Source organism: Shewanella sp. GXUN23E, from assembly GCF_050865035.1.
In the GTDB taxonomy this organism is placed as follows: Bacteria; Pseudomonadota; Gammaproteobacteria; order Enterobacterales; family Shewanellaceae; genus Shewanella.
On the sequence record NZ_JBOZWP010000004.1, the window covers coordinates 32,944 to 55,592 of the forward strand.

Sequence of the window (22,649 nt, forward strand, 5' to 3'; positions counted from 1 at the left end):
ACCTGGCGTCCGTCCCGATTTCCGGTGTTCAATGAACAGTCAAGATTGGTACTGTTCCTTTGATTCTTCAGCAGCTTACTCCACTCAGGTTGCCCTGTTTTCAACGCCACATTAATTCCGCTGCATGTTGGTACAAATTTTAACCACCAGCCATTATCGCCAAAGACTGAACAGCCCGCAGCACCGCAGCAAGACTGAAACCGCCGACTATACTCAAACCTGAGTTTGTTTTTTCACGTCTTTTTCGCCCGTGACAGAGTATGGATATAAAACACAGACGCTGCAGCTATCATGAACAGGAAGGTCACCGCTGCAATGAAACCGCTGAAAAATCAGGCCTGTGCTACTGGCACGACCCCAATATCATCAAAAATCATCCCGATGACAAAGACCGGCTGGAAGAGTATGCGCGCAATGGCGGACAGCTGCGGGGGATCAGCCTGCGCCGCGCCGATCTGGAAGGCATAGATCTGGTCAAACACCACAATAAGCAAGGCTATGACATGACTCATGCCGACTTCTACCGCGCCAACCTCTGTGGTGCGCACCTGTTTCACCTGAATCTGACAGACGCCAATCTGATGAAAGCCGACCTGCGGGATGCCAATCTGCATCTGGCCAATGTGGACAATGCCAACCTGCTGGGAGTGAAATGGAACGGCGCCAAAATCGAAAACCTGCAGGTCGGCAGCGCACTGATGCAGGAGCGGCTGGCAGATCAGGCTATCAGTGTCGGTGAGGACGATATCGCCCGTGACTATTACGAGCAGGCGGAAGAGATCTACCGGGATTTGCGTAAAGCCGCCGAACGCGAGGGGCTGTTCGGTATGTCCGGCGACTACATCCGCCATGAACTGACCATGCGTCGTTACCAGATGCCAAAGCTCTCCAGCGAGCGGCTGATCTCCAAACTCATCGATCTGTTTTGCGGCTATGGTGAAGCCCCGATGCGGGTTATCGGGTTCTCCATGGTGCTGATCCTGTTTTGCGCCGTATGCTACTTCTTCACCGGCCTCAACTTCGGTGGCAATATCCACATCTTTCAGCCGAACAGCAGTATTGAGCAACTGGCCAACCTGTTCTTCAATTGCCTCTATTACTCTGTGGTGACCTTCACGACTCTGGGATACGGCGACTTTACACCAATAGGCTATTCCCGGGCTGTGGCCGCCTTTGAGGCCTTCACCGGCAGCTTTACCATCGCCCTGTTCGTGGTGGTATTTGTCAAAAAGATGACCCGCTGAACGTCATTACTGCGACATTACCGTGACAGAAGTGCTCAGCCGCCGATGGGCAGTGTCAGGGTAAAGCGGGTTTGCCGGCTGTCAGAGGTGGCGCTGATGTGCCCATGGTGCGCATCAACAATGGACTTAACTATCGCCAGCCCCAACCCTGTACCATCACTTCGTTGCCGGGCGGGATCAGCCCGGAAAAAACGGTCGAACAAACGTGGAAGATATTCAGGATCAATAGCCTCGCCTGGATTGGCCACACTGACCGACACCCACTTGTCATCGGCACTCAGCTCAACAGTCACCGCCTCACCGGGCGGCGTGTAACGTATGGCATTGGATAACAGATTGGACAGCGCCCGCCTGAGCATAGCCCGCTCCGCCTGAATCTCTGGAGCTTTGCCGGTCAGTTGCAGACGCACCTGTTTTTCATCTGCCACCGCTTCAAAAAACTCGAACAGCGCATTTACTTCTGATGCCAGCTCAATGGCTTCCAGCCTGGGTTTATCCATGCCCTGCTCGCGCTTGGCCAGCCACAGCATGTCGTTGACCATCTTTGCCAAATGCTCCAGCTCTTCCAGATTGGAATAGTGCAGCTCACGGTACTCGTCCAGACTCCGGGACTTGCCAAGTGCAACCTGAGTCTGGGTGATCAGATTGGTCAGCGGCGTTCTCAGCTCGTGGGCAATATCGTCGGAAAAACGCGATAGCCGGGTAAAGCTGTCCTCCAGACTGGCGATCATCCGGTTGAAGGACACCGCCAGTCCCTGCAGCTCAGAGGGGAAGGACTCGCTCTCCAGTCGCAAATGCAGATGCTCTGCGCCCACATCATGGATAACCTGACTCAGTTGCCGAAGTGGCGCCAGTCCCTGATAAACCCCGTAAAAAGCGGCAAGCAACGTCAGCACACCGGCCAGCGCCATGATGGACCAGAGACTGTGTTGAAAATGCCCCATAAAACTGAGGTGAAAGCCGGAATCAATGGCAGCGATAATCCGGTATCTGTCGCCATTCACCCGGGCATCGATAACACTGCCATTCAAGGCATACTGCCCCAGCAACCAGCGGTACTGATTCTCCGGCAGGATCACATCCACCGGCACTAAATCATCGGGACCGGGTAGCGGAGTCAGCGCCTTGTCGCCATAAAGCAGCTGTCCCGATGCATCCCACACCTGAAAAAAAACGCCGTGATGACCGGACACAGCTTGCCTGAGCACTTCGCTCACCGGCCTTGCGTCTGTGACACTCTGCTGCAGCGCCGATTCGACCGCGCGGGTGATAACCGTCAGCTCCACCGCATCCTGCTCGGCGAAATGTCGCTCGACGGCAGACTGCACCAGATAACCTATCATCAGCAGACTCAGGCCAAATGCCAGGGCAACGAAACAGATGACCCGGACGTTGAGAGACAGAGGCTGACGCCTGCAACCGTTATTGCGGATCATGTTCCTCATCCACCTCAAGCTTGTAGCCCATACCACGAATGGTATGAATAAGTTTCGGTTCAAAATCATCATCCAGCTTGGCCCGCAGCCGCCGGATAGCCACATCGATCACATTGGTGTCTGAGTCAAAGTTCATATCCCATACCTGAGATGCGATCAGCGAACGCGGCAACACCTCCCCCTGACGTCGCACCAGCAACTCCAGCAGACAGAACTCCTTGTGGCTCAGGGCCAGTTTTCGCCCCGCGCGGGAGGCGCGTCGTCTGGGGAGATCAAGCACCAGATCAGCTACCTTCAGCAGCTCACTCTGCACCGGCGCGGCACCGCGGCGCAGCAAAGTGCGCACCCGGGCCAACAACTCAGGATAGGCAAAGGGTTTGACCAGATAGTCGTCTGCGCCCAGCTCCAGCCCCTTAACCCTGTCATCCACGCTGTCTCTGGCCGTGAGAAACAACACCGGAGTCGTCTGACCGGCGTCGCGCAGCGACTTGATAATGCGCCAGCCGTCGATATCCGGCAGCATCACGTCCAATATCATCAAATCAAAAGACTCGGTCATCGCCAGATGGTGGCCATCAAGACCACACCTTGCCAGCGTGACCACGAAACCGGCCTCGGTTAACCCCTGGCGCAGGTAGTCCCCGGTCTTTATCTCATCTTCCACTACCAGCAAATGCATCTCAGTTCCTTCCGGTTGCAACTACAATTGATTTTAACGACCCAGAGACAAATAAACACAAAAACAACCAGTTCATTACAGGATTGTAATCCTGATGTCATGTCGCTGACAGGCGCCCCTTACTAACGTTGATGTCATCAACAGAACTTCACAGATGAGGATTGCTCATGGTTCATATCACCCATCCACTGACTGTACCCCTCAGTCGCAGGCGATTTGTTCAGGGGCTGGCAGCCGGCGGCGTACTGGCCAGCACGCCAGGCTGGCTGCTGGCGTCTGAGTCCCGGCAGGCAGGCGCCGCGCCGCAGCTGCTCACAGGTCCGAATATCGCATTGGAAATCAGTGAATTGCCGGTCAATTTTACCGGTGTCTCCCGCATGGCAACCGCCATTAACGGCTCCATCCCCGGTCCCACCCTGTTGCTGAAGGAGGGCGAGGAGGTCACGATTCAGGTCACCAACCGCCTTCCCGTCGCGACATCCATTCATTGGCATGGCATTTTGTTGCCCTATCAGATGGATGGGGTTCCGGGTATCAGTTTTGCAGGCATTGCCCCGGGAGACACCTTCACCTATCGTTTCACTCCCAGACAACATGGCACCTACTGGTACCACAGCCACTCGGGCTTTCAGGAGATGACCGGCATGTACGGCGCCCTGATTATCCAGTCGGCCTCGGGCGAGAAACACCAAAGTCAGCAGGATTATGTGGTGCAACTGTCTGACTGGACTGATGAAAACCCCATGCAGGTGTTCAGCAAGCTTAAGGTGCAGAGCGATCTGTATAACTTCAACCAGCCGACCGTCGTCGATTTCAGCCGGGATGTCTCAGATAAGGGACTGCAGGACGCGCTGGATAAACGCCGGATGTGGCAGCGCATGCGCATGAATCCCACCGATCTGGCGGATTTGTCTGCCGCCACCCTGACCTTCCTGATGAATGGCACCACCCCGGCCGGTAACTGGACCGGTCGCTACAACCCGGGCGACAGGATCCGCCTGCGATTTATCAATGCCGCCAGTAACAGCTTCTTCGATGTCCGCATTCCCGGGTTAACCATGACCCTCATTCAGGCTGATGGTCAGGATGTGGTCCCGGTCGATATCAATGAGTTCAGATTCGGCCCCGGCGAAACCTATGATGTGCTGGTTGAACCGACTGAGGAGGCATATACCCTGTTCGCCCAGAGCATGGACCGCACCGGTTTTGCCCGTGGCACCCTGGCCGTGGCGCAGGGTATGACAGCCCCGGTGCCGGCGGTGGATCCGGTGGAGTGGTTAACCATGGCCGACATGATGGGCAGCATGTCCCACGCAGGTATGTCGGGTGAAGGCATGTCGGGTGAAGGGATGTCTTCCGCAGGAATGGATCATGGCGGAATGGATCAGGCAGGTATGAACCACAGTGCCATGATGTCCGGGGGCATGGACCACAGCCAGATGCAACACGGTGGCATGGCCATGGATCACAGTCAACACGGCATGATGTCCGATAATCCGCTGAGCAAGCCCTCGAGCACAGTGCGCCATGCCAGCAGTGAGTACGGCGCCTCAGTCGATATGCGGGTCGATATGCCGCGAACCAGTCTGGACGATCCCGGCATTGGCCTGCGCAACCTCAGTGAGCAGGGTCGCAGACCTTTGGGACACAAAGTGCTGACCCTGGCAGATCTGCGCTCAGCGCAAGGCGTGCTGGATGACCAGCGGATCCCCACCCGGGAGCTGGAGCTGCATCTGACCGGCAATATGGAACGTTACAGCTGGTCGTTTGACGGCCTTGAGTTCGGCCAAAGTACACCGGTCGCCCTCAGACACAACGAGCGCATCAGAATCATTCTGCAAAATGACACCATGATGACCCACCCCATGCACCTGCATGGCATGTGGAGCGATCTGGAGACAGATCAGGGCGAACTGATCGTCCGTCGCCACACCCTGCCACTGCAACCGGCGCAGCGTATCAGCTTTCTGGTCACGCCCGAAGATGTGGGCCGCTGGGCCTGGCATTGTCACTTATTGTTCCATATGGATGCGGGCATGTTCCGCGAGGTAGTGGTGTCATGATGAAAACAACTTTACTGGCCCTGATTGTGGCCACCACCGCAGCCCAGGCCGCGCCTGAGACTCAGAGCAATGATATGCAGATGCCAGCCGACAGTGCGCCATCCAGCGCCCGGGATCCGCACGCTTATTCCGATGGCTATACCCTGACCACAGGCCCCTACGCCCAGAGCGGCCTCCGCCAGCTGGTGCTGGCCGATGAACAGTTGTTCTGGGCAGTGCTTGGCAACCGTCTCGAATATCAGCCGGACAGCGACACAGGTGTGTATGACCTCCAGGGCTGGCTTGGCAACAGTTACGACAGATTGGTCGTCAAGGCCGAGGGCGATATTGCCAACAGCCGACTCGAAGAAAGCAGCACCGAATTGCTGTGGAGCCATGCCGTCAGCACTTACTTCGACACTCAGGTTGGCGTTCAGTATCAGCAATTTGATGAAGGTGAAAACCGCCCCTGGCTGGCCATGGGGATACAGGGTCTGGCGCCATATTGGTTTGAGCTGGATATCACGGGTTATCTCGGTGAGCAGGGGCGCACCGCGCTGTCAGCCGAGATTGAGTATGAGTTGTTGCTGACCCAGAAATTGATATTACAACCCCGCGCCGAGCTGACCCTGTATGGCAAGGATGATCCACAAAATGGTCTGGGTGCCGGACTGGCCAATGTCAGTGTGGGCCTGCGGCTGAGATACGAATTCAGCCGACAGTTCGCCCCTTATCTGGGCGTGGAATGGTCCGATGCCAGCGGTAAAACCGCCGATTTAATGCGGCAACGGGGCCAGAGTCCACAGGACACCCAGTTTCTTACCGGCGTCCGCTTCTGGTTTTAACCCGGCCAGCCCATGACTCAAACAACAAACTATTTGAACCGTAAACGACTTAACAAAGGTCAGTCTCTAACCCGCAAGTCAATCTGATGGAGAGTCACACAATGAAAAACAAGATATTGATTTCGTTAACCGGCCTCACTGCACTGGCATCATCTTTCGTTGCTCTGGCCCATGATCCGGCGGCCCACAGTAAAATGATGGAAAAACCGGACTGCAGCGCCATGAAAACCATGGATCACAGCAAGATGGATATGAACGACCCGGTCACCATGGCGATGATGAAGCAATGTGCGGCGCAGGAAAAAGCCGCGGGCAGCAAACCGCAGCCACAGACCTCCACCCCACCGGCCAAACAGCCAGCGGAAAAGTCGCACAACGGCCATCAGCATTGAGGATAGCAGGATGTCAACGCTCACCACAGTCATCAAAACTCTGGCCGTCACGTCCGTCATCGCGCTGGTTGGCGGTGGGCTTTTCATCTACTCGGGAAGCTATCCGGTGGGGGCTGATGTCCCCCACAATCAGCTGACCCTGCAGTTACTGGAAACCCTGCGTGAACGCTCAATTACCCGCGCTGCACAGCAGGTCAGCATCCCGGCGGATTTACAGACCGCCGAGCGGTTGATTGCCGGTGGTGCAGACTACCAGGCGATGTGTGCCCAGTGCCATTTGCGTCCGGGAGTCAGTTCAACAGATTTCAGTATGGGTCTGTATCCGGCCCCACCGCCGCTGACCGGAAACGATGCGAAGCATGATCATGCTGCACATGGAAATGAGCAACAACAGGCCATTCAACGTCAGTTCTGGATAATCAAACACGGGATCAAGGCATCCGGGATGCCGGCATGGGGTTATACCCACAGTGATGACAGGATCTGGAACATGGTGGCCTTTTTACAACACTTGCCAAACATGACAGAGCAGCAATATCAGGTCATTACCAGTATTAAACAAACCGATGAAACGCAGCAGGAACCCTGAGGTCAACACCCCAGCCCCAAGCCTTCACCGGCAGTTTTACCATCGCCCTGTTCGTGGTGGTGTTTGTGAAAAAGATGACCCGCTGACCTTCAATCATCTAATGAAACAAATTATGGTCGCTGCCAGTCCAGAGGTTAGCGAGCGCGCTACGTGCCTTTGTCACTTTGCCACTTCATCACTGTATCCTTCTCACCGCTCTTTTTCGTAAGGCAGCAGCAACACCTGCTGCCTTATTCATTGTAAATGATAGCCTTAAAGAAGGTTTGGCTGGCTAACTCTACGCCCCCATTGTCGGTATCCAGCCAAGACCAATAACCAATATAACCAAATCATAGACAATGATCCTGAGTCATCTTCGGCAGGCCTTTCCTTAAAACTAACTCGAGCCTGGGCCATTTGAGTCACACCGTTTTCCCTGAGTTCAATAACACTGTACTGGATCAAAATTTGCTCTGGCAGGGAATCGGGCAATTTTAACACCAATGATTGACCGTCATGGGTCACAACACCATGGCTGGTGGTTGCACTGATAATAGACAAGGGGTCTTCAGCATCCATGTCATTTTCCAGAACATCAAGACCTACCAGTTTTTGATCGGTATAAATAACAAACTCATCGTTGTTAAGCACGGGTAAGGTGTTATCCCCCAATAATACGGCTACTCCACCTGGGTCAACTACAGTGCCATTCGCCACACCATCGGCATCATTGGGTCCGCCATCGACAATCACCAATCGGACACACCAATCCCCTTTCGTCAATCCGGTAGTCCAGACCTTCGCATCGGGGCCGGGACAAAATCCTGGCTTACCAACAGTCGAATACACAGCGCCCCCCGCATAATCAAACTCAACCCATAAGGTGTCACCCTCGGCCGTTATTTGATATTTACGATAGCTGGCATTTGCCGGGATCGGGTTTATCTGGGGCAACACAATTGCCGCTGCATCACCCGGTGCGTTCAACCCCTGAATTGAGAAGTCAAATATACCGCCAAGTACCGGTGCTTGGGCATCTAACACGATATTGTCCAACTCAGGATCCAACAACAATCCCCCACCATGGTTATCGGCAATTGTCATCCCTTTTTTCAAACTCAGGCCGGGCTCAACTTCGATCAAATAGCTGGATTGGCTATCTACCGTTGCAGGCATCAGATTAGGCACTTCAATAGCATCCAAATAGTCGGGAATACCATCCTGATCTGTGTCTACAACGCCTTCCAGCATATCGGGTATGCCATCCCCGTCGCTATCCTCCACAGCGGACAGTTCTGGTAACCCGGTACGCATTTCCAGATAAAACTGGTGTTGTATGCTCTGAGTCAGCCCTTCGGGTTGTCCCAACCGGGAAACGTTGACAGTGATCTTATAGATACCAGGCTCCATATCTGATTGTGGAACAAACGTCGCCGAACTGGTAGCCAGACTATCTGCCGATCTCAACACCAAATTATCCGATCGCCAATCAAAGATATACTGCTCACCGTCTTTGGCATTTTCAACGGCCAAATCAATCCGAACTTCTTCGCCAACTCCACCCTCTGCTGGAATAGAAACAAAAGAACGCTTTTGTCCATTTTGGGTTAACAGGCTACTGACCTTTGGCGCCTGAGGTTCAGCTTGAATTGATAATGTAAAGCTATGGTTATGCCCAGCATTCATAGAGTCTGCCAATGTCACATTATAAGCCTGCAACGAACGTTCATTTGAGTTAAGCGTTGTGGTTAGCATTAGATCCAGCACGCCCTCTAACCCACTCTCTATTAGTACTGACTCTTCGGTCACCACACCACTGAGTTCATCTGTCAGAAGATAATCCACCGCCACTGGGTAGTGTGGAGCCTCCCCATTGAGCATAAATTTTACGGTATAGGTGTCATAACCCACAGAATATACTGTCGTGTCTTTTGGCAAAGAAACCTGCGGCCGAATATTCAACTGCTGCTCAGCCACCGCAACCTGACCATGCTTGTCTGTGACTTGCCAGACCACATTGTGACGCCCCGGCGTAAAGTACGTCTTATCATCCGTCCGAATTGGCGTTAACACCTGCCCCTGGCTATCAAAAGCTTCTGGCATTGGCAGCTCGACTTCTGTAAGTGCCCCGGTTGCATTAGCCCATATCGGCTCAGGCGGAACGATTACAGGTAACCCCTCACCTTCATCACGCTTGATATTAAGCACTACATCGGCACTGTCTTGTTGACCAGCCCCGTTATCAACAAGATAAGTCAATCGAACTTGTGCCATGGGCTGGCTCAATGTCACGACTATATTGCTACCGGCAATTTCTATCTGACCACTGCTGCTCTGCGCTGCAGCGAGAACCAAAATTTCTCCCGGTTCCACACTGTCATTGTTCAGAACACCCAAAACATAACGTTCATCCGAGTTAGCGGACAAGGTAAATGCATCATCAACAGCAAAACCAGCCTCCAGTTCGCCAGTTACCTCAATGGCAAAATCAGGTAACTTTGCAGTATCGTTACCATCAGAAACCAGGATCCCAATCTGCTCGTTCACTCCCAGGTTATCTTCTTGTGATGGAGTACCAACCAGCTCCCCTGTTCTGCTGCTGAACCTCGCCCAGATTGGTTTGTTGATGATAGTGAAGGTCAGTCGGTCCCCCTCTACATCAGCAACTTTAGGTACAAACCGATACTGGCTTCCCAAGTCCACCGATGTATCAGGCGTACCACTGATGACAGGGGCATCATTCACACTCTCCACGACCACATCAATTTGGCTGGTTACAGATTGAGCGCCGTCGGAGACAGAGAATACAAAGGTGTCGTTACCAAAGAAGTTCTCATTGGGATGATAAGTCGCAATGGCACCAGACAATGACACGCTTCCCTGTGATGCGGGGCCAACATTGAAAATAAGTGGGTCATTGTCCTTATCCTGAGCCAAAGCCGCTAAATTAACAGTACCAGGCAAGTCCTCTTTCACGACCAAATTACCGGCAGTCACCACAGGGGCATCATTGACTGGAGTCACATCAATATTAATCACTGCCGACGCCTGACCACCCGCGCCATCAGTGACCATATAGGTAAAGCTCACTGGACCATTAAAATCGACCGCGGGGGTTAATGTTGCGATTGATCCCGTCAAACTCACAGTGGCAGAGCCTGCAACTGGCGAAGAGGCAATGACGAAGCTCAGAATATCGCCATCGACATCACTGGCCAATGACGACAGATCTATCTGAAGTAAACTGTCTTCAGCGGTTTGAAAATGAGCAGGCTGTGCTATCGGCAGGTCATTTACAGGCAACACAGCAACACTTACTTCGGCTCCGGCAATTAATCTCACACCTGAATGTCTGTCATCCACCGAATAACTGAAGCTATCTGGCCCAGAGTAGTTTGTTTTCGGCGTGTATTGGACAACAGCCCCTTCAAGAGAAAGGTGACCATACTGTCCTCCTGCTACGGTAAACAATAGCTCGCTGTCATCGACATCTTTAACCAAAGACATTAAATTCAGGCTGGCAGTCTGGTCTTCATTCACTATGATCTGACCATTGCCAGCTTCCGGCGCATCGTTTACCCCTGCAACCTTGAGTTCTACCCAGGCTTTGGCGCTAGCCCCCTCAATATCCTGCACTTCAAACTGAAACTGGGTAGTACCAAAAAAGTCCGCTGCAGGCGTATATTCAAGCTGACTTCCCAGAAGCTCAATATCGCCATGGCCAGCAGGCAAGGGTGAGGCGATTCTGAAACTGTGTTGTTCAGCACCATGGATAAAATCATCGTCGGTAACAAAAGCCGTCAGGTCTATACTGAGCAGAGTATCTTCTGTCGCAGCCAATGTCGTATCTGTAGCCATGGGAAGATCGTTGATATTGGTAATATTGACCAGTTGCAGCGGGAAATCATTCCGGACTCCCTGATTCATTGCCGCGACCACAACCAGGTTATCACCGACGCCTTTGTCATCCGGAATCCCGGTCAGAGACATTCGTACTCCGAGTTGCTCCATCGCAAGCCAGGCTGGCGCTTTGATAATCGAAAATGTCGCCCCCTGATTGGCAGGGATATCCTCAATCTCAATAGTCAACTCAAAATGCTGATCTTCTGTACCCTGCAATTGCAGGTCACTGGGTAGAGTTGTAAACAGGGCTGCTTTTCCCTGACTTAAAATCGGGTACGATTCATGATTTACCAGCCAGGTTCCCGAACGATCAAAACTCCCGAGATCCCAGCCCGCATCCAGGTATGTTTGGCGCTGTTGCATCTCAGCAGTAGTTTTGGCATGTGGCTGGCTGCAACCGGTTTCTGAACCCGTGCAATCAAAGAAGCTGTTTTCGATGATTGGATCAATATCGAAAACTGTGCCAATAAGAGTATTTTTATACCCGGAAGCATAACTATTTGAGATATGGCAACCATCAAAGGTTGCGCCAACCAAGGCGCCAATTGTATTACCACTAACAGTTCCAGATGCATAACTGTCATGAATTGAACTTAGCTTTGGAGAGTCAGATGATGAGTAGCATCGCCCAACGAGTCCACCGCCGCCCCATCCGCGGTTACTTAGCGATACATTACCCGTGGCATACGAACGGGTAATTTGGCTCTCGAAATATGCGCCACCAACCAAGCCCCCGACATAAATACTATCGGACGCCACATTGCCGGTGGCATAACTGTCTTCCACCACTCCCGTTGTCATATAACCAATCAAGCCGCCACAATCACTGCCACAAGTCACCTTTCCTGTTGCGTGACTGTAAGTCAGTATCGCACTTTGAACGCTGCCAGCCAGTCCACCAGAAGCACTGTAATTGCTAACCGCCCCACTGGCATAACTATGGTTAACCTGCCCACCACTCACCTCTCCAACTAAGCCACCGGCTGTTTGCTGTGTTCCAACATAATCTATGGTAACTGTCACCGTCGCAGATGAACTGCTGTCATTAATGGCAGACCCTACAGAAATTCCAACTAATCCTCCGACAACTCTTCCAGGAGAGTCGTCCGGCGACATATCGTTCTTTGGTCGTCCAACGGCTTTGACGTCACCAGAACTTCGGCACTGGTTGATTTCAGCATTCCCCACCCATCCCGCCAGAGCACCAACATATATGCGACCTGAAATACTCGCAGACTCTAATGTAATGTTCTTTAATAGACTCCCGTGCACATGACCAAATAACCCGATATAGTCATCATTTGGCCTATTGATCACTAACCCTGTTATTCGAAAGCCACCACCGTGATAATTTCCTGTGAAGCCGTTTTGGTTGTCACTCCCAATCGGCGCAAAACCCATTGGCTCTTCCGGGGTTTCAGCTAATTGATCATGGTCACCAATATTCCACTGACGGGTTTCACTGGCATCAATATCCTGAGTCTGTACCCAGGACTCATCCCAGGCCGTAGGAGTTTCACTGAGCCAACGAAGTTCTGCCAAATTACTGATTAGCCCGCCACCACCATCAATATAGGGCGCACCATCCAGCCCCATTGGTGCCTGCGGTAATGTCTCCGCTACTGCTAAAAAAGTTAGCCCACTTGTTCCCAACAAAAATGCGACCGCTGTTAGTGTTCTCATCGTTACACCTGTCCTTTGTGCAAAATACGACCAAGACTGATGAGATATAATCAGCTTAACACCAACAATAACCTCACAAAGATCACAAATATCAACCAAATATTTTTACGTGAGAAACGAAACGAAAAAATATGTCATTTATTTCCTATAAAATTTGAAATATCAATTCATTCTAAAATTCAGAAGCATAAATAAAGATGTAAAGACTGGGAAATAGTGGTGTTTGTGAAGAAGATGACCCACTGACCTGCAATCATCTACTGAATCACATTATGGTCGTTGTCTGTACAGAGGTTAGCGACCGCGCATTTCCCACATTTCCAGCAACTGCTGAGCCCTGAGAGTCATCCACAAACTCGACGCCAACGTCAGATTGTACAGAATAAAAGCCTTAACCAATTCGCTGCTGAGGGTATGCATAACTGACAGGTAAAGAAAAACCAGAATGGCCACCACAGCCAGCACAATCTCAGCAACCAGACGGACGATTTTGAGCATAACTTTGGCACTCTCGACCCACTCGCGACTTTGTCCTTTCATACCCTGCTTAGCTCTGTTTCAATATTAACGGCAGCATCTTAATCTTCCCCGGTTTGGGGTCAAGCCGGGGATTACCAGTTGCCGACCACATCACCTATTGGCGTACAAAACCCGCCAAACGTGACAGATATCACCTAAAGCGCGAGCACGATCGCGCGAAGCACTCAATTAGCAATTGCTTTGTGAGCAACACCTCAATTAACGCACAAATGGAGACTGGCCAGACCGTGAGTCAGGGGGGCGGTGAGTATACTTGCCCGGATCTGTCGGCCTGCAGTCTCAGGCCGGATGCATGTTTCAGGACGATAAGGTCTTTCCATGATAGAACTGATTATTGACGGACAAACCGTGACCGCCGAAAGCGGCGAGACGCTGTTGACCTGTGCCACCCGCGCCGGGATCGAGATCCCCCGCCTGTGCCACCAGTTCCCCCACGACGCAGATGCCGACATAGGCAACCCACAAAAACAAGACTGTAACCTGTGCGTGGTGGAGATCCTTCAAGAACCCCCTACAAATAATGAACAGGCGACCACAGCCTGTCAGAACCTGAATGCCTGTAAAACCGCTCATGCCTGTAAGACAGAGGTCAGCAGTGGCCTGATTGTCACCACTCAGTCGGCCAACTTAAGTAAACTGCGACAAGACGCCCTGCAAGCCATACTGTCAGACCACTTTGCCGACTGCGAAGCGCCCTGTCAGCGTGCCTGTCCGGCCGGTGTCGATGTGCAGCAGTACCTGTATCACATTGCCCAGGGTAACCACACGCAGGCGGTCAAAGTCATCAAGCAAACCCTGCCGCTACCTTTGAGTATCGGTCGTGTCTGCCCGGCTTTTTGTGAAACTGAGTGTCGCCGCGGCCTGATAGATGAACCGCTGGCGATCCGCCAGCTAAAGCGCCACGCCGCTGATCTTGATCTCAATGATGAAGACCCCTGGATGCCTGAGCGCGAAGCCGATACAGGCAAGAAGGTGGCCATTATCGGTGCTGGTCCTGCCGGTCTGGCTGCAGGCTACTTCCTGTCCAATCAGGGCCATGAGGTCACTATTTTCGACAGTGCCCCTCAGGCCGGTGGCTGGCTCAGATACGGCATTCCTGAGTACCGCCTGCCCAAGGCGATCCTCGATAAAGAGATTGAACTCCTGTGCCGCAACGGTCTGAAGATCCAGACCAATACCCGTCTGGGTCAGGATATTCAGCTGGGCAGTCTGGTGGATGACTATGACGCCGTCTGTCTGGCCATCGGTGCCCAGAAAGCCGTGCCCATGGACTACCCCGGCAGCGATTTGGCCGGTTGCTACCTGGGCGTGGATTATCTGCGCGACTACTGCACCGAAAAAACCTACAGCACAGGCAAAAAAGTGGCGGTCATCGGCGGCGGTAACACCGCTATCGACTGCGCCCGTACCGCCCTGCGTGATGGTGCGGATGTCACCCTGATTTATCGCCGCACCCGTGAGGAGATGCCGGCCGAGCCTTATGAAATCCACGAGGCCGAAGTGGAAGGAGTTAAGTTCCACTTCCTCACCAATCCGCTGCAAAACCATGCCGATGATACTGGCCGGGTAAGCTCAGTCACCTTCTCCAAAATGGCATTGGGTGAGCCGGATGCCTCTGGGCGCCGCGCACCGGTTGCCACCGGCGAAACCTTTACCGAACATTTTGATACCGTGATTGCCGCCGTATCCCAGATGCCGGATATGGAGTTTCTCAAGTATCCACAAAGCCAGCTGTCCAACGGCGAAATCGCCCTGACCCGCTGGAACACCTTTGCCGGCTGTGAACACACTATGTCGGCCGGAGTCGAAAAGCTGTTTGTTATCGGCGACTCCCGTACCGGTCCCGCTACCGCCGTGGCGGCGATTGGTGATGGTCGCCGGGCGGCTGAAGCCATCCACAAGCAGCTGTCCACCGGCCTCACCTGTGAGCTGGTACCCGAGCAGTTCAATGCCACCAAAGCCAAGAAGACAGCCACGCTGGATGCCAGTCTGTATCCTAATGTGGCCGTCGAGCCACGGGTTAAAATGCCTGAACTGACTCCGGCTCAGCGTCAGCAGAACTTTGATGAAGTCGAGCTGGGCTTTACCCATGACGCGGCGCTGAAAGAAGCGGCCCGCTGTCTGGAGTGTGCCTGTCAGGCCAATAAACAGTGCGACCTGCGCGACTATGCGACGGAATACAGGGTGGATAGCCAGGCCATTGCCAACAACGCGCCTACTGCGGCCCGCCGCTTTGCCGTGGATACCAGCGCGCCCTTTATCACCTTCGATGCCAACCGCTGTATCAGCTGCGGCGCCTGCGTCTATATGTGTCAGCGCCAGTCTGGTCATAAGGCCATTTGCTTTGAAGAGGCCAGTTTCTCTGCCATTCCGGGCGGCAGTGCCAATGACAGCGTGAACAAAGATGCAATTCGCCGCGCCCCCCGCGCCGGTTTCAGCGTGTCTATGGCAGATTCCAACTGTGTGCAGTGTGGTAACTGCGTTCAGGTGTGCCCCACAGGCGCTTTGGTAGATGCCAGAGACAAATCGCAGGCCCGCGCCAGAACCGAGCTTGAGAAAATCTCCACCGTCTGTACCTACTGTGGTGTAGGCTGCCGGGTCGAGATGCATGTGGACAAGGCCAGCAACCGCATCATGCGGGTGACAGGTGACACTGAGTCTCAGGTCAACGAAGGCATGCTGTGCGTCAAAGGCCGTTTCGGCTTTGACTTTGTGCAGAGCCCTGAGCGACTGACCACCCCGCTTATCCGCAAAAACGGCGAACTGGTGCCCGCTAGCAGGGAAGAAGCCATTGAACTGGTGGCAAATCGCCTGCTCGGGGTAAAAGCCCAATATGGCAGCGATGCGATTGCGACCCTGGCGTCAGCCAAGGCCACCAACGAAGAAAACTTCCTGCTGCAGAAGTTCACCCGCACCATCCTTGGTACCAACAATATCGACCACTGCGCCCGACTGTGCCACGCCTCCACCGTGAGCGCGCTGTACGACACCCTGGGCAGCGGCGCAATGACCAACGACATTCCGGGCATAGCCGAGTCTGATCTCATCTTTATTCTGGGCTCAGACACCACCTGCGCTCACCCGATTATCGCCTCACGCATCCGCGAAGCGGTCAATTCGGGCAAGGCTCGTCTGGTGGTGGTTGACCCGAAACGGGTTGAAATTGCCGACAGCGCTGAGCTGTATCTGTCGCAGCGTCCAGGCACGGATGTGATGCTGCTCAACGCCATCATGCAGCAGATTTTGCTTAATGGCTGGCAGGACGATACCTATATTGCCGATCGCACCGAGCAATTTGAAGCCGTGCGCGCCGAGGTGATGAAGAGCGATTACAACCTGGACAATGCTGCTATCATTACCGGCATTGCCGCTGAGGATATCGCCAGACTGGCCAAGCTGATTGGTACCGCCGACAAGACCGCCATCTACTACGCCATGGGCATCACCCAGCACACCTGCGGCCATGACAACGTGCTGGCTATCTCCAACCTGCAGCTGATGTTGGGCAATATCGGCATTGAAGGCGCCGGTATCAACCCACTGCGCGGTCAAAGCAATGTGCAGGGCAGCTGTGATATGGGCGCCCTGCCCAACTATCTGCCCGGTTATAAGAAGCTGGTCGACGCCGACAATCGTGCGCCGATTGAAGCGGCCTGGAAGGTCACCCTGCCGACCGAAGAAGGCATTCCAGCCTCGCATATGATGAAGGCGCTGGTATCCGGCAAGCTCAAGGCCATGTACATCATGGGTGAAAACCCTGTGCTCAGCGACCCGGATCAGGCCCATGTGCTGGATGGTCTGGCCGCCGCCGAGTTTATTGTGGTGCAGGATATCTTCCTCACTGAAACCGCAGCCCTTGCCGATGTGGTGCTGCCCGCCGCGGCCTTTGCCGAGAAACGTGGTCACTTCACCAACACCGAGCGTCGGGTGCAGCAGCTGCAGCCGGCAGTGACCTCTCCGGGTCAGGCCAAGCCTGACTGGCAGATTGTTCAGGCCGTCGCCAACGCCATGGGCGCCGACTGGCACTATGAGTGTGAAGAGCAGATCTGGCGCGAGGTAAACCAGCTGACCCCACAATACCGGGGCATCACCTGGGAGCGTGTTGCGCCGACCTCCATCAAGGGCAAACAGGGTCTGCAGTGGCCCTGTCTGGATGAGCAGCATCCCGGCACCCGCATTATGCACCAAAGCAAGTTTATTCGCGGAGAAAGAGCGAAATTCGAGCCGGTGAGCTTCCGCCTGCCCGCTGAAATGCCCTGCCAGGAGTATCCATTGGTGCTCTCCACTGGCCGACTGCTTGAGCAGTTCCACACAGGCACCTTGACGCGCAAGACCAAAGGACTGGATATGCTGGCAAGCCCACGGGTGATGATGTCGGTATTCGATGCTGAGCAGCTTGGCGTTAATAATGGCGATATGCTGAAACTCACCACCCGCCGTGGCGAGATCACCATTCGCGCCTTCGTCACCCGCCGCGCTCAGGCTGGCGTGTTGTTCCTGCCCTTCCACTTTGTGGAAGCGGCCGCCAACAAGCTGACCATCAATGCCCTGGACCCGGTTGCTCATATCCCTGAGTACAAGTTCTGCGCCGTACGTGCTGATAATTTGGGGGCTATGGCGGGATATGGGGATACCCTTGAAGATGTGCTGAGTGACAACATCTCTGTGGGTGAAGAGGCCTCTATCGCTTAATCCAGCGATTCGACACTCAGGTAACAAGCTTGGCGCCATGCAATCAAACACCCCTGCGGGAAACTGCCGGGGTGTTTTTTTGGCATGGTCTGATGATGGCATCCAATAAATACAGTCACGCCGTTCAATGTGGCAATCTTTCTATCAACAGATATCAACAGCCACGGGCAACCAGCAACCCCCCAATACCGAACAAACCATTAAAACCTGTTAGATAAAAAGCGAATAAACTGAAACAAAGGTAATGCTAATTCACATCAAGCCAAGCATTACAAGAACCCTAAGGAAGCCAGCAATTTCAGCTGAAAATTTCGAGGAAAAACAATTTAGGCAAAACAAAATCACTGCCAATACAAATAAAACAGCGAACTCACTGCCAGATAATCACTCCCAACAGATACCCTGAGATAATCTGCCAGGGCTATTGTCCATTCAAGGGATAATGGCTAATTCCTCAAAGCTGACAAATGCCTTCCGCCCCTGTTATCAGGTCTGTATTGGTTATCAGGATTTGGTTATCAGGAATTGGTTTTCAGGTATTGGGCATCAGGTATCAAATATGGGGAATGCGAAAAGCTCGTCCCTGTCTCCCCTCCTGTTTGATTGAGGTGTCCCTGATGCGCGCGGACGTGGCCCCGGCGCTCCCGGAGTGTCAAAGGAACTAGCGAAGCCACTTTTTCCACAGCCGCCAACACCCCATCATGCTGCCAGCCCTTAGCCCGGGGCTTCAGCGCTGCCCACAACCACGGTCAGCTCAGCGTATCAGGCATAGTGAGGAAGGCGTTTCACCTCATCCAGAATCATCTGATAGATCAATGCCGTTGACTCACGCTGCATTCGTGAGAAAGTGCTTACCAAATAGTAAGCGGGCGACTTATGCTCAGGCATACGAAGTTCAAACGGGATCACCAAACGCTTTCTTTCCAGTTCTTTTTCCACCAGCAAGCGATTAACGTAAGCGATTCCTGAGCCTAATACCGCAGCCTCAATTGCCTGAATTGAGTTTTGAAAAACTAATTTTGATTGTTTGGAACGTCGGGTAATTCCAAAATACTGCAAAACGATATCCCACTGCACCAATCTATTATTGGTATATATCAGAGTCATATTTTCAATGGCATTAGAAGTCAAACAATCATAATTGACAGCACAATATTCAGGATGACAAACAGCTACCATATCTTCATCAAACAAATGCACAGCATAATAATTATCCCAGGTGTCATATCCATATCTAATTGCCAAATCAAGGCCATTTACACCAAAGTCCAAATATTCCAAAGTGTCGATAAACTCAACGCTAATACCTTTGTCTGAAATATCACTGTCAGCCATTTTTGGTAATAGCCAGTTCTTCAATAACGATGGCGGCACTGCAATTTTGAGCGAAGGGTTATGTCCTTGAACGCCCAAGTCAATAGTGGCCTCTTCCATATTTTGCAGGATAATCGCCACTCTGGAAAAGTACTTCATTCCACTATGAGTTAACTCCAATTGCCTGTGACTTCGGTCAAATAACTCCTTGCCAATGAACTTTTCCAGTGAGGAAATCTGATGGCTGATTGCGCCCGGCGTCACATTAAGTTCAACAGCTGCTAATTTAAAACTTTTTAGCCTGGCTGCAGCCTCAAAGCAAATCACGGCCTTCATTGGTGGAATGACTCTCATATTCTCTCTCAACACTTTAGTTTTTTTAACTCAACAGACGAAATCATTTGGTTTGATAACACGTTGCTGAAATAACAATATCATCAATAAAAAAACATAGTGTGAGGATATTCATGAAACGAATAATATTAATAGCAAGTTCGGCAATTCTATATAGCAGTGTGGCATCAGCTGCTGGATTGGCAGATCACCATTTAAAGCAAGCAGGCGCAGATTGTCAGTCCTGTCACAACACTCCGATAAAAGTAAAAGATAACGAGATACATGAAAATCAGTCATGCATCAGCTGTCATGGGTCGATGGCGGAATTAGCCCAAGAGGCGAATCAAACACTCTCCCCCCATCACAGTCACCTGATAGATTTATCCTGTACCAGTTGTCATTCCGGGCACAAGGAACCGGTTGTGGTATGTCAAACCTGTCATGATAGTTTCAAAACCAGTTTTCAAATTCCATTTTCCAAAGATGGAAAAGTATCTGATACCTACGTATTTCCGGAAGTCTCTCAGGCATCCATTGATAAAGCACTGGCTGCAGGCCCCATTGAGACCCATGAGGTGCTTATTATCGGTGCCGGCGCAGCAGGTCACGCCGCGGCGGTATCTGCACGCCAGCATGGGCTTAAAGACGTTGTGATACTTGAAAAACAACCCTACATTGGCGGCAATGGCATGTTGGCCGCCGGTGGTATGGCATCCGCAGAAACCCTTACCCAGGCATTCCATAATTATGATGACAGCAAGGCGCTGTGGTATCAGGACACAATGAAAGGGGGACACCAGCTAAACAATCCGGATCTGGTGCATACCCTGGTTAACAATGGAAGTGATGGGTTAGATTGGCTGATGGCGCTGGGCGCAGACATGAGCTCCGCAGCCAGCGCCGGTGGCCATAGTGCCGAGCGTCTGCATAGACCCAGTGGTGGTGCAAAGTCCGGACCTGAGATTATCAATACACTGAAAAACGCAGCTGAAAAGCTTGGCGTCGAAACCCGCACCAACAACAAAGTGATACGTTTAGTGCAGGATGACACAGGCAAAGTTGTCGGAGTATTGGTTCAGGGTAAGCACTCAGGTGTAAATCTACTGGGAGCAAAAGCCGTAATTATTGCATCAGGTGGCTTTGCCCGGAATAACGAGTTGGTTGCCAAATATAGACCGGATCTCAAAGGCGTCGACTCCACCAATAATCCCGGAAATGTTGGCGATGCCCTGACCTTTGCCCCTGCAGTTGGGGTTGATACTGTCGACGTCGATCAGATTCAGGCGTTCCCAACCGCCGCAGCCGGAAAAATGGTTATTTCAGGTACGGCACGTGGCGCCGGAGCAATCTTGCTGAACCGGGAAGGAAATCGATTCTGTGATGAAATGGGTCCCAGAGATAAAGTTTCCGAATGTATTTGGGCACAACCAGGAAAAGATGCCTGGCTGGTATTTGACGAGACAGTGTTTGAGCGACTCGGCCAGCTCAGAGGTATGCTTGACCTTGGCATTATCTACAAAGCCAATAACGCTGATGAGCTTGCATCTCAAACCGATATGAAAGCTGGCACCGCCGCCGATTCGCTGAACCGGTACAATGAATTCAGAACCCAGGGAGAAGATAAAGATTTCGGCCGTAAAAATATGGCTGACGACCTCAACTTCCCAGTCTATGCGGTCAAGGTAAAACCCGCAGTGCACCACACTATGGGTGGCTTGAGAATCGCCCCGGATACCAGCGCCCTGAACAAGGAAGGGAATGCCATCACCGGGCTATATGCAGCGGGTGAAGTTACCGGCGGGGTTCATGGCGCAAACCGTCTTGCAGGCAACGCCATCGCCGACACCATAGTATTTGGCCGAATCGCGGGAGAAAGCGTCGCCAACTTTATTAAACAGTCACAACAGGCTAATCAGTAATACTCAGCGCCTCTGTTTTCCCCATTGACAGGGGCGCTATTCCCGCCTTATTGACATTGAAACACCCCTGGCTCAATTGCAGCAACGGATGTAAAGACAACAACCAAACAGCCACCAATTTCATCAGCATGATAGACTGGCCTGAATGACTCATCAGGATATGTGTATCGCGTCATGACTGGTTATCTCCTTTTCTTGATATTTACTTTCCCTGTGGCGTGGCTGACTCTTATTTTGATGGAAGAACGATTGGGCATAGCCAAAAGCAAGTTATTCCAGGCGATAGTTTATGGAGTGCTTTGCTCACCCTGCATTTTGATCATAGGGGACGGATACAGAAACACAACCCTGGCATTGGGTTTGTACGCGTTATTTCAAGGTTACGCTCCCCTGTTTACACTCACGCAAATGGCCCTGTTCACTCTGGGCTTGTACATATATTTCCACCTTAAAAGACGCTAAATCAGCAGGTAAACATCCCCAAAGGCAGTGACACTGAAGCGTTAGCCGTCACCGGCCTCAGCATCCTTTATCAGCGGAAATTGTAGTAGAAGGTTAAGCCCACATAGCCTGAATCGGGGGAGATGACGGGGGTGAGTATCCACTCACTGGTACCGTAGGCGCCAATGGCGGCGCCCAGTGCATTGGCGCTGGCATCGAGTAAGGAAAAACCACTGTTTCCGGGGAAAAATTCGCCGATGATGCCGATGCCGGTAGAAATGCCAAAGCCTATCCATGCCCGGTTTTCCCGGTAACCATAGTGATCGGCAATCGCCGTAAATCCGGCTCCCATGGCAGCACCGCCGATGACGTGGCTTAATTCACTGTTAACACTGTCATTGGCCTCAGCACCGAGAGCCATTAACACAAGTACAAAACAACCAGACTTGACCTTCATTATCGCTCCCGTCTATCAACCTACTCATCAGCTAACCGCCAGAGTACCTATACAAGCTAAACAGCAGCACAAAATATCGTCAATGTGAATTTGAAGTTCTGCATTACTTGTTGCTCAGGCAATGGTGACCAAATCCCGCGCCCAATCCCGTCCTTCAA

General features: G+C 52.4%; 13 protein-coding genes. 7 read left to right on the top strand and 6 right to left on the bottom strand.

Annotation, left to right across the window (positions count from 1 at the left end):
* The first annotated feature begins 260 nt into the window (after positions 1-260).
* Complete coding sequence (locus ACRRUX_RS05310) at positions 261-1,244, top strand: ion channel (protein ID WP_432527936.1); 984 nt, start codon at positions 261-263, stop codon at positions 1,242-1,244.
* A 35-nt stretch (positions 1,245-1,279) separates the two neighbouring features.
* Here ACRRUX_RS05310 and ACRRUX_RS05315 read toward each other — a convergent pair whose 3' ends face one another.
* Both ACRRUX_RS05315 and ACRRUX_RS05320 read right to left on the bottom strand, forming a co-directional pair.
* Positions 1,280-2,680, bottom strand: a complete 1,401-nt coding sequence (locus ACRRUX_RS05315) for a heavy metal sensor histidine kinase (RefSeq protein WP_432527938.1) — start codon at positions 2,678-2,680, stop codon at positions 1,280-1,282.
* Positions 2,667-3,359 carry a heavy metal response regulator transcription factor gene (locus tag ACRRUX_RS05320; RefSeq protein ID WP_432527940.1) on the bottom strand — a complete coding sequence of 231 codons (693 nt, stop codon included), beginning with the start codon at positions 3,357-3,359 and terminating at the stop codon, positions 2,667-2,669. Before ACRRUX_RS05320 ends, ACRRUX_RS05315 begins: the two co-directional genes overlap by 14 nt.
* Positions 3,360-3,526: 167 nt before the next feature.
* Here ACRRUX_RS05320 and ACRRUX_RS05325 point away from each other — a divergent pair, with 167 nt between their 5' ends.
* The 4 genes from ACRRUX_RS05325 (at position 3,527) to ACRRUX_RS05340 (ending at position 7,227) form a co-directional block, all read left to right on the top strand.
* On the top strand, positions 3,527-5,422 hold the full coding sequence (locus ACRRUX_RS05325) for a copper resistance system multicopper oxidase (protein ID WP_432527942.1): 1,896 nt from the start codon (positions 3,527-3,529) through the stop codon (positions 5,420-5,422).
* A complete protein-coding gene (locus tag ACRRUX_RS05330) occupies positions 5,419-6,246 on the top strand; it encodes a copper resistance protein B (RefSeq protein ID WP_432527944.1) in 828 nt (275 codons plus the stop codon). Before ACRRUX_RS05325 ends, ACRRUX_RS05330 begins: the two co-directional genes overlap by 4 nt.
* A 101-nt stretch (positions 6,247-6,347) precedes the next feature.
* On the top strand, positions 6,348-6,638 hold the full coding sequence (locus tag ACRRUX_RS05335; RefSeq protein ID WP_432527946.1) for a hypothetical protein: 291 nt from the start codon (positions 6,348-6,350) through the stop codon (positions 6,636-6,638).
* A gap of 10 nt (positions 6,639-6,648) precedes the next feature.
* Complete coding sequence (locus ACRRUX_RS05340) at positions 6,649-7,227, top strand: c-type cytochrome (RefSeq protein ID WP_432527948.1); 579 nt, start codon at positions 6,649-6,651, stop codon at positions 7,225-7,227.
* Between the two features lie 252 nt (positions 7,228-7,479).
* Here the strand turns inward: ACRRUX_RS05340 and ACRRUX_RS05345 are convergent, their stop codons facing one another.
* The gene (locus tag ACRRUX_RS05345; protein ID WP_432527950.1) at positions 7,480-12,891 is read right to left on the bottom strand and encodes an Ig-like domain-containing protein; all 5,412 of its coding nucleotides are present in this window, start codon (positions 12,889-12,891) and stop codon (positions 7,480-7,482) included.
* A 195-nt stretch (positions 12,892-13,086) separates the two neighbouring features.
* On the bottom strand, positions 13,087-13,332 hold the full coding sequence (locus tag ACRRUX_RS05350; RefSeq protein WP_432527952.1) for a hypothetical protein: 246 nt from the start codon (positions 13,330-13,332) through the stop codon (positions 13,087-13,089).
* 318 nt (positions 13,333-13,650) lie between these two features.
* On the opposite strand from ACRRUX_RS05350, the gene fdhF reads away from it, so the two are divergent.
* On the top strand, positions 13,651-18,024 hold the full coding sequence (gene fdhF / locus ACRRUX_RS05355) for a formate dehydrogenase subunit alpha (protein ID WP_432527954.1): 4,374 nt from the start codon (positions 13,651-13,653) through the stop codon (positions 18,022-18,024).
* Positions 18,025-18,786: 762 nt separating this feature from the next.
* Here the strand turns inward: fdhF and ACRRUX_RS05360 are convergent.
* Complete coding sequence (locus tag ACRRUX_RS05360; protein ID WP_432527956.1) at positions 18,787-19,692, bottom strand: LysR substrate-binding domain-containing protein; 906 nt, start codon at positions 19,690-19,692, stop codon at positions 18,787-18,789.
* A gap of 113 nt (positions 19,693-19,805) precedes the next feature.
* Between ACRRUX_RS05360 and ACRRUX_RS05365 the strand changes: the two genes are divergently transcribed.
* On the top strand, positions 19,806-21,593 hold the full coding sequence (locus ACRRUX_RS05365; RefSeq protein ID WP_432527958.1) for a flavocytochrome c: 1,788 nt from the start codon (positions 19,806-19,808) through the stop codon (positions 21,591-21,593).
* A 532-nt stretch (positions 21,594-22,125) separates the two neighbouring features.
* On the opposite strand, the gene ACRRUX_RS05370 is transcribed toward ACRRUX_RS05365, so the two are convergent.
* Positions 22,126-22,491, bottom strand: a complete 366-nt coding sequence (locus ACRRUX_RS05370; RefSeq protein ID WP_432527960.1) for a hypothetical protein — start codon at positions 22,489-22,491, stop codon at positions 22,126-22,128.
* Between the last annotated feature and the right edge of the window lie 158 nt (positions 22,492-22,649).

Excerpts from the sequence above, each read along its gene's own strand:
- ACRRUX_RS05310 (WP_432527936.1), top strand. The coding sequence starts at position 261 with ATGGATATAAAACACAGACGCTGCAGCTATCATGAACAGGAAGGTCAC.
- ACRRUX_RS05315 (WP_432527938.1), bottom strand. The coding sequence starts at position 2,680 with ATGATCCGCAATAACGGTTGCAGGCGTCAGCCTCTGTCTCTCAACGTC.
- ACRRUX_RS05320 (WP_432527940.1), bottom strand. The coding sequence starts at position 3,359 with ATGCATTTGCTGGTAGTGGAAGATGAGATAAAGACCGGGGACTACCTG.
- ACRRUX_RS05325 (WP_432527942.1), top strand. The coding sequence starts at position 3,527 with ATGGTTCATATCACCCATCCACTGACTGTACCCCTCAGTCGCAGGCGA.
- ACRRUX_RS05330 (WP_432527944.1), top strand. The coding sequence starts at position 5,419 with ATGATGAAAACAACTTTACTGGCCCTGATTGTGGCCACCACCGCAGCC.
- ACRRUX_RS05335 (WP_432527946.1), top strand. The coding sequence starts at position 6,348 with ATGAAAAACAAGATATTGATTTCGTTAACCGGCCTCACTGCACTGGCA.
- ACRRUX_RS05340 (WP_432527948.1), top strand. The coding sequence starts at position 6,649 with ATGTCAACGCTCACCACAGTCATCAAAACTCTGGCCGTCACGTCCGTC.
- ACRRUX_RS05350 (WP_432527952.1), bottom strand. The coding sequence starts at position 13,332 with ATGAAAGGACAAAGTCGCGAGTGGGTCGAGAGTGCCAAAGTTATGCTC.
- fdhF (WP_432527954.1), top strand. The coding sequence starts at position 13,651 with ATGATAGAACTGATTATTGACGGACAAACCGTGACCGCCGAAAGCGGC.
- ACRRUX_RS05360 (WP_432527956.1), bottom strand. The coding sequence starts at position 19,692 with ATGAGAGTCATTCCACCAATGAAGGCCGTGATTTGCTTTGAGGCTGCA.
- ACRRUX_RS05365 (WP_432527958.1), top strand. The coding sequence starts at position 19,806 with ATGAAACGAATAATATTAATAGCAAGTTCGGCAATTCTATATAGCAGT.
- ACRRUX_RS05370 (WP_432527960.1), bottom strand. The coding sequence starts at position 22,491 with ATGAAGGTCAAGTCTGGTTGTTTTGTACTTGTGTTAATGGCTCTCGGT.